Here is a 17,188-nt window from a genome sequence, read left to right as displayed (position 1 = left end):
AACTGAGGGAACAACAATGAGAGTGATCATCTCTAATTCAGCTGGATTGCCCATCTACACGCAAATCAAGAACCAAATCAAAGACGCCGTGCTCACCGGGGAATTCAAGGAAGGGGACGCCCTTCCTTCCATCCGCAAGCTGGCCGCCGAGCTTCGGGTCAGTGTGATTACGACAACCAAGGCGTACAGCGAACTGGAAGACGAAGGCTTCATCTCGGCTGTACAAGGCAAAGGTTATTTTGTCACGCTCAATAAGGAGAGGATCCGGGAGGAATACCTGTACAAAATTGAGCATCAGCTGCTTGAAGCCATCGAGTTCGCCAAAGCAGCTGGGATAACAAGGGAAGAATTGCTGGAAACGATGTCGTTTTTAATGAGGGAGGAAGATCTATGAGCGGCCATATTCTGGAGCTGCATCAGGTGCGCAAGCACTTTAGGAATTTTACATTGTCGGATATCAATTTTACATTGCCCAAGGGGTACATTATGGGATTGGTCGGGCCTAACGGAGCGGGCAAAAGCACGACCATCAAATCGATTATGAATACGGTGGACATTGACAGCGGCAGCATTCGTGTGCTTGGCAAGGATACAAAAAAGAATGAAGCTGCCGTTAAATCAACCATCGGTTATGTTTCGGACACTTGTATATTCGGTGACACTTGGACCGTTAAAAATGTGGCTTTTCTGATGAAGCATATCCATCCAAGCTGGAATTCCACCACGTTTAACGATTATGTCAAGGAATTTGAGCTGCCGTGGAACAAGCCGCTTAAAGATTTTTCGCGCGGTATGAAGCTTAAACTGATGCTGGCCGCGGCACTCTCCCGCGACACTTCCTTTTTGCTGCTCGACGAGCCGACAGGCGGGCTTGATCCCGTCATGCGGGACCGGTTTCTGCAGCTGATGCAGCAGTATGTCGAAGGCGGCGAGCACAGCATCTTATTTTCCACCCATATTACAACCGATCTTGAGAAAATCGCCGATTACATAACCTTTATTCACGGCGGTAACATGATCTTTACCGGTGAAACGGAGGAGCTAAGAAGCAGCTTCTGTCTCATAAAAGGCAGCGATCGGGAATTGAAAGAGCTTAAGGCAGAGCCTGTCGGCATTCGCCGCAGCTCATTCGGCTTTGAAGCATTGATGCGAACGGAACATATCCGGAGTTTACCGCACACCGTGGTGGTTGAAGCTCCAACCCTTGACGATATCGTTGTATTTCATACTCTGGGAAATAAGGAGAGTTCTCTGTTATGAACGCTATTAAAAATTGCCTGCTCGTTGACCTGATGTCGGTGATGAGCAAAAAAAGTCTCCTGCTATTTGTAGCCTTGCTATTGTTCTATACCTACCTGCAGTCCGGTCCTATCATGATTATCTTGCCGTTTATGTTTGCTTTTTTTCCGTTTGTGAATGAGGACAAAGGCGTAACCGCACTCTATTTCTCACCTTCCGGCAAAAAAGACGTCGTCCGCGCCCGCTATCTGTACTGCATGCTGCTCCTTCTGGCCACACTGTTGATCAGCGCTGTCGCCGTACCTGTAATGACCGCTGTTACGGATAAAGATTTGCAGCTTATGAACCCTTCCGAGTACCTGTTCTTGTTTGCCGCGTTCACGACGATGATGGCTATCCTGCTCCCTTTTTATTTCAAATACGGGTACGCCAAATGCCAATACTCGATGATTGCTGTTGTCTTTGGAGTGGGGATATTAGGTATGACCATTCGAAAAATCCCATGGCTCTCCAAAGCGCTTCAGCATTTAGCCACTCTTGACCAGACACTCGTTTCCGAGATTGCAGCCGGGGCAGCGGCCGTTATGCTGCTGGTTTCCCTGGCGGTTTCGACTTCGATTGTGGTGAAAAAAGATATTTGAAGAGCGATAGGATACTTCAAGAGTTACCGTCTCGATGCCAACTGCTTGATCTTATGCTTCATTACAAGGTCAAGCAGGATGGTGTTATTGCGGATCATTCAGGAACAAGGACATCCTGAAAGACATACATATATAAGGAAATGAGGCGTTTAAATGTTTAAATTAGGAAATATTGCGATACTAATAGGCATTTTTCTTATACTTGCAGCTGCAATTGGTAATATTCTGGATATTCTACCTGAAAATTTTGATTCCTACTATTTAGCAAGTGCAGGAACAGTGTTTACCGCTTCAGGGATCATTATAAAAAGAAGAAAACCGATTGATAGAAAATAGAGAATGCCGATTTTCTTACAAGCTTCACATCTCAGCGTCTAGGCTCGGGCGAAAGCGTACGGGCCTTGCCGAATCCCTAATGATATTTTGTCTGGACATGATCGCCCCAATCATCAACCCTCCATCTCATATTATCGGACTTATCAAAATTTGATCTGAAATTAGCTCTAGAAAATCCCGGTTAACCCGCATAAGCAGGAGGGAATTGGAGAACCTAAACTTTATTCAAAGGTGTAAACGGATTGATTGCTTGAGATAACCATGGGGAAGAACGAAACGATTCTCGCCGGAATAGGTGGCTGAATTAATATGAAAAGTAAAGAAAGAAATCGCATTTTATTAAACGGCATGTTTATTTCAATAGGTCTGTTAGCCGTACTTGATAATGTTTTTTCACACTGGCTTTTTAAGTGGCATAGAATTTTACCAAACGAGACCCTATCAGAATACTTAGAAGCTGCTTTATTTATTCTCGGGCTAGTATTGCTTGGAACAGGTTTACTCAGAGAGATAAGAAACAGAAGGACTAAAGATTCTTAGAAATTCCTTTAGGATATCCTCCCAACTAATAGTCTTGCCTACGCATTGTTGTTTGAAGGAGTTTATGAGCAATATATAGCACAAAAATAAATATGCATGCAGCAAATATATTAACCGTAAAGAGCGTTTGTCTTCCAATCCACGCTATTAATAAAAGGATAGCCATTACACTTCCGCCTATAAATCCACCTATTATGAACTTTATTGGTTTACTTTGCGTATGCTTCTTTTCCGGATTTAAGGATGTTCTTCCAATTACATGAACAATAAGCAAAGCGGCTGCAAGGATAATCACATAAGACAGCAAATGATCAATCGAAATAGAAATTTCAAATTTCAATGGCTGGCCTGCAATCACATTATGGATCAATGCAATGGTGTCTTTTGAAAAAATCAAATTTATTGTACCAAGAATGGTTGTACCCATCAGAATAGTATCAATTAAATCCAGGACCCGTTCTTTATTGCTTTTCTTAGGCAGACTTTCTATGACTTCGTCGCAAAATGCTTTGTAATCTTTACCGATCACCGTTTGGATATTGTCTCCGCGTTCTTGTGCAGATAACACCATCTCCAATAAGTCTTGCCGGATTACCTCCTGATGATAATCCCACATATTTGCCACGCGCAGGTAGCAGACAATATCGGTCATTGCTTTGCTGTTTTCTTCGTTCAACTGTTTATCCATTTCGTTATTCCTTCGATTCAGCATCTTTGTTTGGGCATTCATCGCTTGTTCCTCCAGTATAAAATAATTGATTTACAGCATGTTCAAGTTCTCGCCAGCTGACTAAGAAAGAATCTAATTCTTGTTCCCCTGCCCGCGTAATGGAAAAATATTTGCGTTTTGGCCCAAGAGCAGACTGGCGATATTGTGCTGTAATAAATCCATTCTTCTCAAGCCGAAGTAAAAGCGGATAAATTGTCCCCTCTGCAATATCAGAAAAACCATATTTCTGTATTTGTTGAGAAATCTCATAGCCATAAGTTTCTTTACTGCTGATTACTTTTAAAATACAGCCCTCTAATGTCCCCTTAAGCATTTGCGATGGGATCAATTACGCCACACCTCTTTTCACCAGCTACTTTGCATTGCAATATACTGTAGCTATATTGTTATAAAAAGTAGTTATGATGTCAATCGGTTACGCAAAAAATGTGCACAACAAAAAAATGAGTTGTCAGAATTGAAGCAGACAACTCATTTTTACATGGCAAAACTATTTATTCACTAAAATGCGTTCTACACAGCTTCTGTGGCTTCATCCGAGGGTCTTAGGACTAGGTCCCATCCGCGAGCTTCGGATTTCTTCCAAAGCAAGCTCTATAAAAGCTTGCAAACCCAGCACTTCCTGCTCCGCTTCTCCCCGCTTCCGTACGGACACCGTGTTCTCCGCTTTTTCCTGTTCGCCAAGCACCAGCATGTACGGCACTTTCTCCAGGCGGGCTTCCCGGATTTTGTAGCCGAGCTTCTCATTGCGGCCGTCGACCTCGACGCGAATTCCCGCTGCGGCCAGCGCCTGCTTCACCTGCAGGGCATAATCAGTGCAGTGGTCCGATACCGGAAGCACCTTAACCTGTACCGGGGCAAGCCAGAGCGGGAACGCTCCGCTGTAATGCTCCGTCAAAATGCCGATGAAGCGGTCGATTGACCCGTATACCGCCCGGTGAATGACGACAGGCCGATGCTTTCGGCTGTCTTCGCCGACATAGGAGAGATCGAATTTCTCCGGCATTTGAAAATCCAGCTGTACCGTCGCGCACTGCCAGCTTCGCTTCAGCGCATCCAAAATATGAAAGTCGATCTTCGGACCGTAGAAGGCTCCGTCTCCCTCATTGATGCGATAACTCATCCCGCGGCTGTCCAATACATTTTGCAGGGCCGATTCCGCCTGATTCCACAGCTCTTCGGAACCCATGGAATCGTCCGGACGCGTAGACAGCTCCACTTTGTATTCAAAGCCGAACACCTTGTAAAATTGATCAATCAGCGCCATGACCTTGCCGATTTCCTCCTCAATCTGGTCGGGACGGACAAAGAGATGAGCGTCATCCTGACAGAAGGTCCGCACCCGCATCATTCCGTTCAAGGCGCCGGAGTGCTCATGGCGGTGCACCTGACCGAACTCGGAGATTCTGAGCGGCAGTTCCCGGTAGGAACGCAGCTCATTTTTGAAAATGAGCATATGCCCCGGACAGTTCATCGGCTTGAGTGCAAAGCGGGTATCATCGACCTCTGTAAAATACATATTTTCATGGTAATGATCCCAGTGGCCGGATTGCTCCCACAGGCGCTGATTCATCATGAAAGGCGTGCGCACCTCTTCATAATCCTCTTTGGTCTGCAATTCCCTCGAGAAATTTTCGAGCTCGGTCCGGATGGTCATGCCCTTCGGGAGATAGAACGGCATGCCCGGAGCCTCTTCCGAGAACATGAACAGGCCCAGTTCCTTGCCGAGCTTCCGGTGATCCCGCTTCTTCGCTTCCTCAAGCATATGGAGATGTTCATCCAGTTCGGCCTGCTTCGAAAAAGCGGTGCCGTAGATGCGCTGCAGCATCTTGTTATCGGAATCGCCGCGCCAGTAGGCTCCAGCCACGCTCATCAGCTTGAAGGCCTTGATCCGGCCAGTGGAAGGCAAATGCGGCCCCCGGCACAAATCGACAAACTCGCCTTGTCGGTACAGCGTGATCTCCGCATCTTCCGGCAGATCCCGGATCAGCTCCAGCTTCAGCGGATCGCCGATTTGCTCAAAGGTCCGGATCGCTTCCTCCCGGCTAACCTCTTCGCGCCGAATCGGCAAATTTTCCTGCACGATCTTGCGCATTTCCGCTTCAATATCAGCCAGATCATCGGCTGAAATGGAATGGTCCAAGTCAATATCGTAGTAGAATCCATCCTCTATGACCGGCCCGATGCCGAGCTTGACGTTGTGCTCCCCGTATACGCGTTTCAGCGCCTGGGCCAGCAGATGCGCCGTACTGTGGCGGCAGACTTCAAGCCCTTCCTGGCTGTCCAGCGTAATGATTTCAACATGGCAGTCCGCATCCACCGTGCGGCTTAGATCGACCATCTTCCCGTTCAATTTGCCGGCAACCGCCGCCTTCTTGAGTCCGGGGCTGATCGATTGGGCAATGGCTTCTACGGTTGTACCGTATCCATACTCCCTGACCGATCCGTTCGGAAATGTAACTTGAATAGACATTGTAATTCCTCCGATATCCACGAAATTTGAACGCAAAAAAACGCATCACATCCCATAGGGACGAGTGCGTTCAGCTCGTGGTTCCACCCTAATTTGACCGTTCTCTGTCTTTCATCAGCCCACTTAGGAGCAAGTCTGAAAGGCGGGAAGGTCCTCATTAAAGCATCCGTTATCGGGGATGAGACGGTGAAATATACTTTCGCTTGCCGGGGGCAGGCGGGTTCCAAATCACAGCTGCAAAGGGGTAACTCCATCGCCGTCGTTGAAGGAGCTTTCAGCAGGCGCCCCTCTCTCTGTACAACTTGACCTATGGAATCTTGTCTTTGGTCATCGCTCTAAACTATGATTAATTCGAATTATAGTGCTTGATTTTGTTTTGTCAAGCGGTAAATCCACCATTGATTTTCAGCCCGAAAGGGGATACTATAGTTTCATGGATATTAAACAATTAAACAATGACGAGATCAAAGTCCAAATGCTCAAAGCGCTGGCCGACGAAACCAGACTGCAAATTGTAAGAATGCTTCGGGACGTGGAGGGTGAATTAAACTGCGGCGAGATCGGGGAGAGAATTCACATTTCAAAGTCCACAGCCGCTTATCACTTCAAGACTTTGCGCGAAGCAGGGCTTACCTCGACAAGGAAGGATTCACGCTGCAAATATGTCCGTCTCCGCACAGACACATTTCGCGAGTATTTGCCCGGATTCCTGGACTCCCTGTGAGCTCCGGGATTATTTTTACATAATAGTTCAATAATTGTTTAACTATAGAACATTAACCAAAGGAGTGGATTCCACTTGAAAAAAATTTCTCTGCTGTACTTTCTCGTCATGTTTGTCATCGGCACCGATACGTTTCTGATCTCTCCCCTCCTGCCGGCACTCAGGGAGACTTACCACATTTCCGAGTCCATGTCCGGCTGGATGGTCAGTGCTTATGCGCTCGGCTATGCCCTTTTCGCGCTTATTGCCGGCCCCTTGTCGGACGGGATGGACCGCAAGCGTACGATGATTTTCGGACTGATCGCTTTTACGATTTCAACAGCCCTTTGCGGTCTTGCTCCAAGCTTCTGGACGATGTTTTTATTCCGGCTGCTGGCCGGCATCAGCGCTGCCATCGTAAGCCCACAGGTTTGGGCCTCCATTCCGGCTCTGGTGAAGCCTGAATCCATCATCCAAGTGATGGGTCTTGCCACAGCCGGGCTGTCGGTTTCCCAAATGGTCGGCGTTCCGATCGGCGGATGGCTGGCCGTCTATTCCTGGCACACCCCGTTCTTCGCCATTGCCGGAGCGGCCCTGGTTATGACCGTAGTTATCGGCATTGCGCTGCCGCCTATGCCAAGCGTCAAGAAGGAGCGCAAGGAGTCCATCCTTCGTATCTATCAAGAGCTTCTCATGGCGCCTCGCGCCGTCAAATATCTGGCCGCCTATTTTATATTCCAAACCGGCAACTTTGCCGCATTCTCCTTTATCGGCTCCTGGTTTACGGCCGATTTCTCCCTGGACGTCGCCGCTGTCGGAACGGCCATGATCGCTCTCGGCCTGGGCAATACGATCGGCTCCTTGTTCGGCAGCCGCCTTGTGCGCCGGTTGGGTCAGCCGGGCTCCTTAAGGGCAGCGCTGCTGGCGCTCATCGTTCTATATATCCTGCTGCCCTTCTCGGGGAATCTTGTCGCCGCGGAAATCATTTTCTTTGGCGTCTTCACGATTGGGGGATTCGTATTCCCCGTATTTATGAGCACGCTGCAAAGCTTGACGACGACCGCCCGCGGCACCGTTTCCGCTTTGGCCAATGCCACCATGTACGGTGGAACCACGATCGGAGGCGCGATCGGCGGTGTTCTGCTTAGCGGTTTCCCCGGATTTTTCGGGAACTCCTGGTTCACTGCCGTATTATTCATCGTGTCCTTGCTAGTGTACCAAAGCAGCGGACTGTTCGGCAGCAAAGCGGCGGCGGGTGTATCTGCGAAATAAGCAAGTGAAAATAAACCGAGAAATCAAATCACAAACATCTCGGTGAAGATCTTATCAAAAAGAGGGCAGCGCCATGTGAAAAACATTGGCTCTGTCCTCCTTTTTGTGTTCCCTGTACTCTTTTTCCGGTGGCTATGGCATGCGAATCAGCATCGTGACGGCTTCAGCCCGGCTTGCGGCAGCATCGGGCTCAAACTTGCCGCCGGAGCGGCCCTCTGCGATGCCCAGCTGCAAGGCCGCCGACGCTGCCGCCTTCGCCCAGGCGGGAATGCTTGCCGCATCCCCAAACGGGGCTTCAGCAGCAGGCTCAGCGGTGCCCAGCGCCCGGATCAGCATCGTCACCATTTCGGCGCGTGTAATGTTCGCGCCAGGACGGAAGGTGCCGTCATCATATCCGGCGATCAGCTTTCGCGAGACGGCTTCGGCGATGGCCGGCTGCGCCCATGCCCCAATAGCGTCTTTGTCTTTGAAGGACAGGGTTCCGTTTGCGGACCCGGCCCCCTTCGCATCCAGCGCCCGCATGAGCATCGCCGTAAATTCAGCCCGGCTGACCGGCTGATCGGGATGGAAGCCTCCATCCGGAAATCCTGTCACGATGCCGCGGCTTGCTGCCTTCGCGATGGCTTCCTCGCCCCAGTGTCCAGCCGTATCCTTGAAGGTGACCGCCGGAGCTTGCGGCGGTTCCTCCTGCGCCGGAGCTTCCTTCGGAACGGAGAATACGGCGGCATACTTGGCGAAGTGATCGGCCTCGGACGTAAATTCGCTGCCCTGAACCGATCCCGGTACTTCCATCCACTTGCGGCCGGATTCATCGTAATAGAACAAACCGGCTCTCCGGTCAGCACCCAATTCCAAGTCCCCATTTTGGAGATTAAAGTGAAGCGTGACCGGCTTCTTGAAGCTGCCTTCAAAGCTCTTGGTCAGCTCAAACACCGGGCTCAGCAGCTTCATAGAATCCGGAATGATGCCGGCGGGAGGCTGGACTTTTCCGATCGTCAGAATAAAGCTGCTGTCCGCCGCATTTTCCGGAATATCAACGCCAAGTTCGCTGCCAAGCTTCGCGGTACAGCCGGCAGGGCCGCAGGCTGTAGAGCTCGTACTCGGATCTGCAACAGGCGGCACAGGGATGGCTGGCGGCTGACCACCCGTTCCCGGGCCGGGACCAGGCTGCTCCGTCTTCCATACCTCGACATTGGCCGAAGCGGTGAACGCGCCGTACCGGACAACAATCTCCGCACGGCCAGGTGAAACCCCGGTAACCGTCCCGTTCTCATCCACGGTTGCGACATCCGGTTGAAGCGAAGTATAAGTGACTCCTTCCTTAACCGGCTCCTCTCTGCCACCCGCATATACCGCTTTGGTGACTGTAGAGTGTGCGGCCCCGACTTCCAGACGGTAGGAAGAAGAATCCAGCACAATCCCGGTCGGCTCGTCCGGATTCGGTTCTTCCTTCGCCATCACGATGATACGCACCGCTGCCGTTTTTCCATCCGGATTGATAATCCCCGGGGGCGGTACAAGGGTGCCTGTAAACGTATAAGTCCCGGGTACGTTGCCGTCATAAGGCGGAACACCTTCGTCCCATGTTACGGGAACTGAAACTTCATCTCCGCTGCTCAGCGTAACCTTCACGTTATCCAGCAGCCCCACTTCCTCAAAAGATGTGCCGTAAGGGGCATAAATATCCGGCATGTAAGCTACGTCGGTTACCGTTTGATCCGTCTCTGACTTCGGATCTACCACAACATTGATTTTGGCCTTTTTGCCATCCGGATTGACCGCTCCTTGAGGCAGGGTTACCGTCCCGGTAAACGCGTACGTCCCTGCGTGATTCGCGTCATATTCCGGGCTCCCTCCATCCCACCGTACAGCCGCCTGCTCCTGAACCGCTCCGTTCAGCGTGAACTCCACCTTGTCAGGCAGGGGGACATTGGAGAGCGGAGTTCCATAAGGAACGTGAAGATCCTGAATAGCGCTGACCTCCGTAAGCTTGTCTGCCGTAAAGGCATAGGAGGCCGGTTCGCCGACTTCATACCCTGCCGCCGGATCGGCTTTGTATCTTACCAGCACCTGCCGGTCTCCGTAAAAAACAGGCGGCGTGGAAGTGTCAAAGGCTGTATAAGTCGCTCCGTTATCCAGGGAATATTCCATCCTGGAATCCATTCCCGCAAGTACATTCCGATTGTCATCGGCTGTCAGCCCCTTTGGCGGCCCTACCCAAAGCTTCATAACAAAGGATTGGAACATGCCGCCAGCCACCCGGTAGCTCCCGTCCCCAAGTTGGGTAACCGCCCTCCCGTTTCCATATCCAAGCAGGATTTGATCCCACTGCTTTACGCCTTGAGCGTCCGTTTTCAGCAAATACGTGCCCAGGATGTTATCGCCTCCTGAGACGATATAGCCGCCGTCTTTCGTTGGCCATACGGATATGCCCAAACTATTCCCCGGAAAAGAGTAGGTCTTCAGCCATTCCTCGGAGCCGCCTGACGCCGTTTTCAACAGCAGCATTTGCTGGCTGGAACCGGCAATCATATTTCCGGTCACAATATAACCGCCGTCAGTTCCTCTTTGAATCCCTTGCAAATTGTATAAAGCGCCGCTGCCACCGTACACCCTGTCCCACTGAACCGATCCTAAAGCATCGATCTTGACCATGTACCCCTTCGTTTCCTGTGTATCGTTCACGACAGTGCTGCCTGCCAAAATGTATCCTCCGTCAGCGGAAGGGATCGAATCATAAATAAATTGATCCTTAGGCTTCAACAGCTGTTTATCCCAGAGAGGGGCACCGTCCAAAGTCGTCCGTACAACGGCCGCTTCCAGCTCGCCACCCTGAGAAACCCGGGTATACCCTGTAACGAGGATGCCAGGTCCGGCGGCGTCATCTACCTCCATAATATCCCCTGCCATACCGTCATAATTAACTGCAAAGCTCATGATCGTCCAGAGCGGTTGCCCGTTCCCGTTCACCTTTCCGAAGAAAAAATGATTGAAGGCTTGTCCCGAAAATAAATACCCGCCATCCGCAGCCTGCTCCACATCGTTTAAAATGTTCGCGATCACAGGAACCGTCCATATTTGCTTACCTTCGGCATCAAACTTTACTAGACTGGACGTAAGGCCTGGTCCACTGCCAGCAGCAATATAGCCGCCGTCGCCGGTTTGCTCCATATGAGAGATTTGACCCGGAGCCCCATAGGTTAATACGGAGTAAGCCAGCCGGTCATCGGCCAATACCGGACGGGTAAACATAAAGGCTGCGATAAGTGCACAAATAGACGCCGCAATGACCCGGCTTCGCTTTAGCAACAACACTCATCCCCTCCTCATCCATATATTTGAAATTGGACTACCCCTCATTGTAGAACATTCCCAAACACAAAAAATCCCCCGAGAGGGGGATGCTGGAGTGATTCGTGTCATTGCAATATTGAAGCGGCGCATTCACAGCGGCGGGAGCAGCTGGTATTATCAGGCAAAGCCTTTACTCACTGCGCTTTCCCATTTCATGTTCAGCCGGCTTGTCCAGTTCCATGGCCCGGCGGATCGCTTCGTCCTTGCTGCTTGCCCCGAGCTTGTCGTAAATGCGGCTGCGGTGTGTTTTGACGGTTTCAGGGGAAATGTTCAGCTTCTCCGCGATTTGTTTGCCGCTTAGCCCGTCGAGCAGCCCCTGATAGACGTCCATTTCTCTGGCCGTCAGCAGCACGGCGAGCGGCTCTGCCCCGTCCAGGTCAGCCGGAAGACTTCCCATTCCCGAAAAAATGGACCGGATAAACTGGAGCGACGTTGCCCTCGGTCCCCGAAAGTATCCCTGCTGCTTCGCAGCCGCCAGTTCGCCCAGCAAGTCTTTGATCTCATCGCCCTCGTCGATCAGAATGCGGACCAGATCGCCGGCTTCCGCGATTCTCAGCCCCTCTTCGAGCTGCTGCATCGCTTCTTCGCGTTCACCGGTCTGCAGCAGCAGTGCGGCGCGCATGGACAGCAGCTCAATCTGATCAATCGGCCGCAGCTCCCGTTCGGCAAGCGGAATGAGCTTGTCCAGCAGCAGGGAAGCCTCCTCATGCCGTTGTTCCCGCACCAGCAGCCTGACAAACAACTCATAATCGCACAGTTCATAAATGGACACCCTGTCGCGGGCGGAATAGCGGCAGGCTCTCATCCACTCCAGTGCCCGGCCGGGCTTTCCATGCTGAAGCTCAAGACGCGAAAGCGCAAGCTCCAGCAGCTCCGCACCGCGAACAACGCCCTTCTCCCGCATCGCGTCCCGTCCCCGCTCCAGAAGGTCCAGCGCTTCGGGAAGACGGCCGGCGGCCGCCTTCAGCTTGCTCTGCAGAATCCAGGCGGGCAGCAGGTCGTATTCAACCTGAACTTTCTTCTGCACAATCCACGTCACCGCTTCATCCAAGGCAGCCGCGGCTCCCGCCAGATCGTTCCAGTAATAGCGCATCTCCGCAAGATTCAGAAGCAATCGTCCGAGAAACAGCGGATTGACGAGGCGGTAAAGCTCCGCGAGCTGAAGCGAGTAAGCCTCCGCAATATGGCGGGAAGCGTGCCCCGGACCGATTTTATAGGTTTTGACGGTAATGGGCTGAAGCGGCTTCTCATACTGGCCGAACATCAGCCGGATGCCCTGCGGCGCATAATGAAGAACACGTTCATAGTGCGCCTTGGCTTGCTGCAGATCATGGCTGCCGAACACCATCATCGTACCGCGGACGTAATGCTTCAGGGCAAGGAACAAATGCAGCTCTTCTTCCGTCATGCCTGCTTGCTCTTTGGCCAGCCATTCCTCGGCCAGCTTCATCAGCCTTTCGGCGGCAGCTATGTCTCCTGCATCCTCGGCTACAAGCGAATTGACATAGGAAAAAAACAGCACCGGATGCCGGAGCAAACGATCGGTTGGAATGACGGAAAGCCATTTGCCAAGGCTGGACCATTCCCAGCCTACGACTCCGGAAGCCATCTTTTCCATTAGGACTACCGCCTGAGTAAAATGACCCCCGAGCAAAAAATACTCCACCGCTTCTTCCTCAAGCCCCTCCGCAAGGCACCAGTTCCCCGCTGCTTCATACAGCTTGGGCACCTCTTCCCCCCTGCTTCCTTTCAGCTGCTGCTGCAGAAAATCAGAGAATAGATGGTGGTACCTGTACCAAGCGCCAGCCGGATCAAGCGAAATGACGAACAAGCGGCTTTTTTCCAGCTGGTCAATTTGCTGACGGCTATCCGCATCACCGGTCACCGCATGACAAAGGGAAGCATTCCATCTCTTCAGGATGGAGGTTTTGAGCAGAAACTCTTTCTGGGACACGGGCAGCGTAAGGAAGATCTCTTCCATCAAAAACTGCCGGATATGCCGGTTATCCCCCGCAAAAGTCCGGGTAAACTTTGCCGGCTCCCCCTCCCGCTGCAGCGACAGGGCTGCCAGCTTGAGGCCGGTAATCCATCCTTCCGTGCGGCGAACGAGCAGAGCTGCCTGCTCTTCGTCCAGAAGCGGCTGATGCGCGTGCAAAAAGCTTATCCCTTCTTCTTCGGTGAAACGCAAATCCTCCTCTTCGATCCGAACCGCCATCTGGCGCGCTTCCAGTCTGGACAGCGGAATGCCCGGTCCGCTTCGGCTGAGCAGGCAGAGATGTATTTGAGGCGGCAAATATTCAATGAAGTAAGCCATTCCCTGCAGCAGTCGTTCATTTTCAATCGTATGAAAATCATCCAGACACAATACGAGGCTCCCGTCCAGCCGGCTTAGCGCGTTCAGAAACAGAATAAGCCCGTGCTCATATCCGCCAAGCTGCAGCGAAGACAGCACCGGCATCACTTCCGCAAGAAATCCGGGACGAACCGTGCCAATCGCGGCGGCTATATAGCGCCACAGCCTTGCGCCGGCATTATCCCGGGCGTCCAGAGAGACCCAGGCTGCCGGCAGCTTGCTCTGCCGGATCCATTCCGCCGCCAGGGTCGTCTTGCCGAATCCGGCAGGCGCCAAAATCAGCGTCAGCTTGCCCGCAAGGCCCCTGTCCAGCTTCCCGATCAGCCGGGAACGCAGAACGGACTCGGCATTTTGGCGGGGAACCGCTATTTTGGAGAGCAAAAGGGGAGCCTCCGTGCCTAGATGATCCATTCGTTCGTTCATCCCTATTCCTCCGCCCTGAGAAAAAGTATGTAGTGCCAAACCTTATTTCTATTTATTTTAACTCAACTTTCGTAGAGTCAAAATCGGGTTAATATCAGATATAACATGGGTTTATCGCCTGTGAGTATCCAGCTTTTAAAAATAGAAAAAACCACTTCGTTTGGTAAAGTGAGAGGGCCGAGCAATCACTACCACACAGAAGAGGTGTCTTCTCTATGGTAGCGCAAAAACCGTTCTTGGATCAACTTCCTAAGAAATTAAATCCGCGTTTCAGGAACTACGGTACAAGGCGATCACTAGCCAGCCGTTTTTGAACATTATACGGTCCATTGTTCAAATGGAGAAGCTTGAGTTTATGTAAAGATGTCTCATCTCGTGCTGGGGCTAATCTTCTGCAACCTTCTGAGAATAAGCTCCGTCCTGTTTAGATAAGAAGTAAGTTTTTTGTAATTGTCCAGGTATTCGCGGGTAATATTGCCAATTATCCCGCAGAAAAACAAGAACAAACATATTGGTGTTGGGCTGCATCGAGTGTGAGTATATTGAGTTATTATGGCCAATCTGTTTCACAATGCTCCTTTGTTAAAGCAACTAAATTAACGACAACATGTGATAACGAATCTGCTACTGTAAGAGAAGCGCAGACCGGCTTAGCTTGGTACTCTATTCATACTCAGTATTATGACGGCAGTTTATCATGGACCAGTCTCAAATCACAAATTGATGCCACATATCCTATTTATGTTTCCTGGGGTTGGACAGATGGAAGTGGCGGCCATGCAGTTGTTATTTATGGTTATAGTGAATCCGGACAATATGTTAACTATATGGATCCCCAATATGGAACAAAAACATTCAAAACCTATACTTCTTTTGTCGGCGGTAGTTCCTATGACCAATACTGGAGATGGGGTTTATATGAGATCCATAATTAAGTTTAAGGGGGCATAACGAAAATGAAAAAATTTGTGGTAACCTTGCTCATGTTTGTTTTAACACTCTCTTTCAGCAGTGTAGCATTTGGTAAAGCACCGGACGACATTAATGCTTTTGCTGCTTCAGAAGGGTTAAAAACCTTTAAAGAACTTGTTTCTAGTGACCCTGCGGGTTATGGATACAGTGGAAAAGAAGAAATCGAAAACGTTCAATTAGGGGACGGTTTTCAAGTAAACTACATTGATCCCGCAAAACTAAAGTCAGCAGATAGCAAGGCTAGTATTAAGTCAATTATTAGAGCAGTGGATCAATGGGATTATGTTGTGCTTTCCAATGGCAAGCCAAAATCATTCTTAACTATTGGCTATGAAAATAATGAACTGAAAGTTATTTCTGGTGGGGGCACTGCCGCCGAGTTCGGGGATGCCTACGACAAATTAATTTCGAACACAACAGATAAAGATAAACTAAACTTGGTTATTAGCAAAGAAATTCGTATTTTGGTGGGCGAAAAAGACAGTGCGGAAATAGTCGTTCCGGGAATTTCACCGAAAAAATCAGCATATTTGGATGGAATCGATAATACGAAAGTATCTACTTCGACAGAACTAATCTCTATCTTAAAGAAAGCACAGGATAATCCTAAACAAGACGAGGACTCTGGTGGACTTGTAACTACACCATATAAAACAACACATTTTCCTTGGGGTGCGATACTTATCAGTCTGGTGGTTGCCCTTGCGGTAGCATTTTTTCTAAGTAAAAAAATGAGGCATAACTAACGCAATTGAAAAAGAGGATTTCAATAAATGGAAGTAAGGGGCTGCCGTCGGCAGCCCCTTTTTCTTGTTACTCCAGCAGGGGCTCTCGGGTTTGCCCAAATACATCAAGGCATATCTGCCGATATCGAGCTGCAAAAATTGAGATTCTAATATATCATTTTTTTGGAATAACGAATGAGCCATTGATGAAAGACAGACATGAGCTTGTGCAAAATATAAAGATTCACAATCATAATCACGATGCTTAACAGCGAAAATAGCGACACGTGTACCCAATCGGGATTTAGAATATGCCAAGCTTTAACGATTAAAATCGCACACAATGGAGTGAATATAACACTCGTTATAAGACCGGGCACGTATTTTTTATATTGGATCGACCAGATGATATGAACAACCAAGTGAACCGAAAAGGCAACAAATAAGCCAACCCAAAAGTTGTAATTGCTGTAATACTGCGAAAGGATGGTTGCAATGCACAAAATAACAAACTCTTCCGCCACTGCTATTGAAGCTGATGCGGCCGATTGAATCGAATGAAATGGAGCTTTCGGATTTTGCATCCATTCGGAGTTTCGTTTTTTCCAAGCTTCAACCATGATGATTTCTTCAAAATCATGAACCATAAACAAAACCGGCAAAAACCAGATTAACAATTGAATATTATCCATAAGCTCTCCTCCTTCAATTTGAAGTGTCACAGTTGTGACACCTCCTGCTAGGGAATATAATAAAAAAGGAATATGGATTATTCAATACTTTGCGAGCAAGTGCTACATACGCAAGCGATTTGAGACAGTGCAGGGAGCGAAAGGAGAGTTTTGATGGGCGAGAAGGACAAAGTGAATCCAATTTCCATGCAGTCAAAAAAATGGATCGCCGAGGCGTTATTAAGGCTGTTAAAGAATAAGTCTTACCACCATATCACAATTACTGAAATTGCCGATGAAGCGCAGTTAGCGAGAAGAACCTTTTACCGGAATTTCCAGTCCAAAAATGATATTTTATATTTCTATATTGAAGATTTATACCATGAATATGTCGCGCTCCTGAAAAAACAAAATGAACTGACGATGTTCCATGTGGCTAAGGTCTATTTCACATTTTGGAGAAGACATCAGGAATTTTTAATCCTTCTGATGAAAAATGATTTATTCTTTCTTTTGCTGCAAAAATATAATGACTACTTGCCGGTCATTCATCAAATGTTCCAAGAAAACGATGAGGCTAAACAGCAATCTGAACAGTTTTTGACTTATGGACTCGCTTTTAGCGCGGGCGGATTTTGGAATGTACTTTTGAGCTGGATCGAAAACGGAGCACGAGAAGAGCCGGAACAATTGGCAGAAATTGTGGGGAAAATGATTCAGCGCATATGAGCGCAGGTAAAGAAAAGCAGCCCGAAC

At 49.5% G+C, this 17,188-nt stretch carries 16 protein-coding genes; 10 read left to right on the top strand and 6 right to left on the bottom strand.

The genetic code is table 11. The features are described 5' to 3' along the window. Positions 1 to 16: 16 nt before the first annotated feature. From K7397_RS09575 to K7397_RS09555, 5 genes are all read left to right on the top strand, one after another. A complete protein-coding gene (locus K7397_RS09575; protein WP_223067729.1) occupies positions 17 to 394 on the top strand; it encodes a GntR family transcriptional regulator in 378 nt (125 codons plus the stop codon). Then, positions 391 to 1,260, top strand: a complete 870-nt coding sequence (locus K7397_RS09570) for an ABC transporter ATP-binding protein (protein WP_223067728.1) — start codon at positions 391 to 393, stop codon at positions 1,258 to 1,260. The genes K7397_RS09575 and K7397_RS09570 overlap by 4 nt, the downstream gene beginning before the upstream one ends. After that, on the top strand, positions 1,257 to 1,880 hold the full coding sequence (locus K7397_RS09565) for an ABC-2 transporter permease (protein ID WP_223067727.1): 624 nt from the start codon (positions 1,257 to 1,259) through the stop codon (positions 1,878 to 1,880). The genes K7397_RS09570 and K7397_RS09565 overlap by 4 nt, the downstream gene beginning before the upstream one ends. A gap of 153 nt (positions 1,881 to 2,033) precedes the next feature. Next, positions 2,034 to 2,216 carry a hypothetical protein gene (locus tag K7397_RS09560; protein ID WP_223067726.1) on the top strand — a complete coding sequence of 61 codons (183 nt, stop codon included), beginning with the start codon at positions 2,034 to 2,036 and terminating at the stop codon, positions 2,214 to 2,216. A 309-nt stretch (positions 2,217 to 2,525) separates the two neighbouring features. Further along, entirely contained in the window at positions 2,526 to 2,756 is a 231-nt protein-coding gene (locus K7397_RS09555) for a hypothetical protein (RefSeq protein WP_223067725.1), read from the top strand. Between the two features lie 25 nt (positions 2,757 to 2,781). On the opposite strand, the gene K7397_RS09550 is transcribed toward K7397_RS09555, so the two are convergent. From K7397_RS09550 to thrS, 3 genes are all read right to left on the bottom strand, one after another. After that, complete coding sequence (locus K7397_RS09550) at positions 2,782 to 3,486, bottom strand: hypothetical protein (RefSeq protein WP_223067724.1); 705 nt, start codon at positions 3,484 to 3,486, stop codon at positions 2,782 to 2,784. Then, on the bottom strand, positions 3,449 to 3,799 hold the full coding sequence (locus tag K7397_RS09545) for a PadR family transcriptional regulator (protein ID WP_420488770.1): 351 nt from the start codon (positions 3,797 to 3,799) through the stop codon (positions 3,449 to 3,451). The genes K7397_RS09550 and K7397_RS09545 overlap by 38 nt, the downstream gene beginning before the upstream one ends. A 219-nt stretch (positions 3,800 to 4,018) precedes the next feature. Then, positions 4,019 to 5,959 carry a threonine--tRNA ligase gene (gene thrS / locus K7397_RS09540; protein ID WP_223067722.1) on the bottom strand — a complete coding sequence of 647 codons (1,941 nt, stop codon included), beginning with the start codon at positions 5,957 to 5,959 and terminating at the stop codon, positions 4,019 to 4,021. 433 nt (positions 5,960 to 6,392) lie between these two features. Between thrS and K7397_RS09535 the strand changes: the two genes are divergently transcribed. Beyond that, entirely contained in the window at positions 6,393 to 6,683 is a 291-nt protein-coding gene (locus K7397_RS09535; RefSeq protein ID WP_223067721.1) for an ArsR/SmtB family transcription factor, read from the top strand. Positions 6,684 to 6,758: 75 nt separating this feature from the next. Further along, positions 6,759 to 7,934: an MFS transporter gene (locus tag K7397_RS09530; protein ID WP_223067720.1), complete on the top strand. Its 1,176-nt coding sequence runs from the start codon at positions 6,759 to 6,761 to the stop codon at positions 7,932 to 7,934. Positions 7,935 to 8,066: 132 nt separating this feature from the next. Here K7397_RS09530 and K7397_RS09525 read toward each other — a convergent pair whose 3' ends face one another. Further along, positions 8,067 to 11,249, bottom strand: a complete 3,183-nt coding sequence (locus K7397_RS09525; protein WP_223067719.1) for a DUF4073 domain-containing protein — start codon at positions 11,247 to 11,249, stop codon at positions 8,067 to 8,069. A gap of 169 nt (positions 11,250 to 11,418) precedes the next feature. Next, the gene (locus tag K7397_RS09520; protein ID WP_223067718.1) at positions 11,419 to 14,064 is read right to left on the bottom strand and encodes a winged helix-turn-helix domain-containing protein; all 2,646 of its coding nucleotides are present in this window, start codon (positions 14,062 to 14,064) and stop codon (positions 11,419 to 11,421) included. 428 nt (positions 14,065 to 14,492) lie between these two features. Between K7397_RS09520 and K7397_RS09515 the strand changes: the two genes are divergently transcribed. Both K7397_RS09515 and K7397_RS09510 read left to right on the top strand, forming a co-directional pair. Beyond that, positions 14,493 to 14,999, top strand: coding sequence for a C39 family peptidase (locus tag K7397_RS09515; RefSeq protein WP_223067805.1), 507 nt, complete (start codon positions 14,493 to 14,495; stop codon positions 14,997 to 14,999). A gap of 21 nt (positions 15,000 to 15,020) precedes the next feature. Then, positions 15,021 to 15,782, top strand: coding sequence for a hypothetical protein (locus K7397_RS09510; protein ID WP_223067717.1), 762 nt, complete (start codon positions 15,021 to 15,023; stop codon positions 15,780 to 15,782). A gap of 146 nt (positions 15,783 to 15,928) precedes the next feature. Here K7397_RS09510 and K7397_RS09505 read toward each other — a convergent pair whose 3' ends face one another. Beyond that, positions 15,929 to 16,483 (bottom strand): HXXEE domain-containing protein, encoded by a 555-nt coding sequence (locus K7397_RS09505; RefSeq protein ID WP_223067716.1) that lies wholly within the window; start codon positions 16,481 to 16,483, stop codon positions 15,929 to 15,931. A 123-nt stretch (positions 16,484 to 16,606) separates the two neighbouring features. Here K7397_RS09505 and K7397_RS09500 point away from each other — a divergent pair, with 123 nt between their 5' ends. Next, on the top strand, positions 16,607 to 17,161 hold the full coding sequence (locus K7397_RS09500; protein WP_223067715.1) for a TetR/AcrR family transcriptional regulator: 555 nt from the start codon (positions 16,607 to 16,609) through the stop codon (positions 17,159 to 17,161). Positions 17,162 to 17,188: the final 27 nt, after the last annotated feature.

The organism is Paenibacillus caui (genome assembly GCF_019904135.1).
GTDB lineage: Bacteria > Bacillota > Bacilli > Paenibacillales > Paenibacillaceae > Fontibacillus > Fontibacillus caui.
Note: the sequence above shows the minus strand (reverse complement) of the source record. Positions and strands in the feature narration are given on the sequence as shown.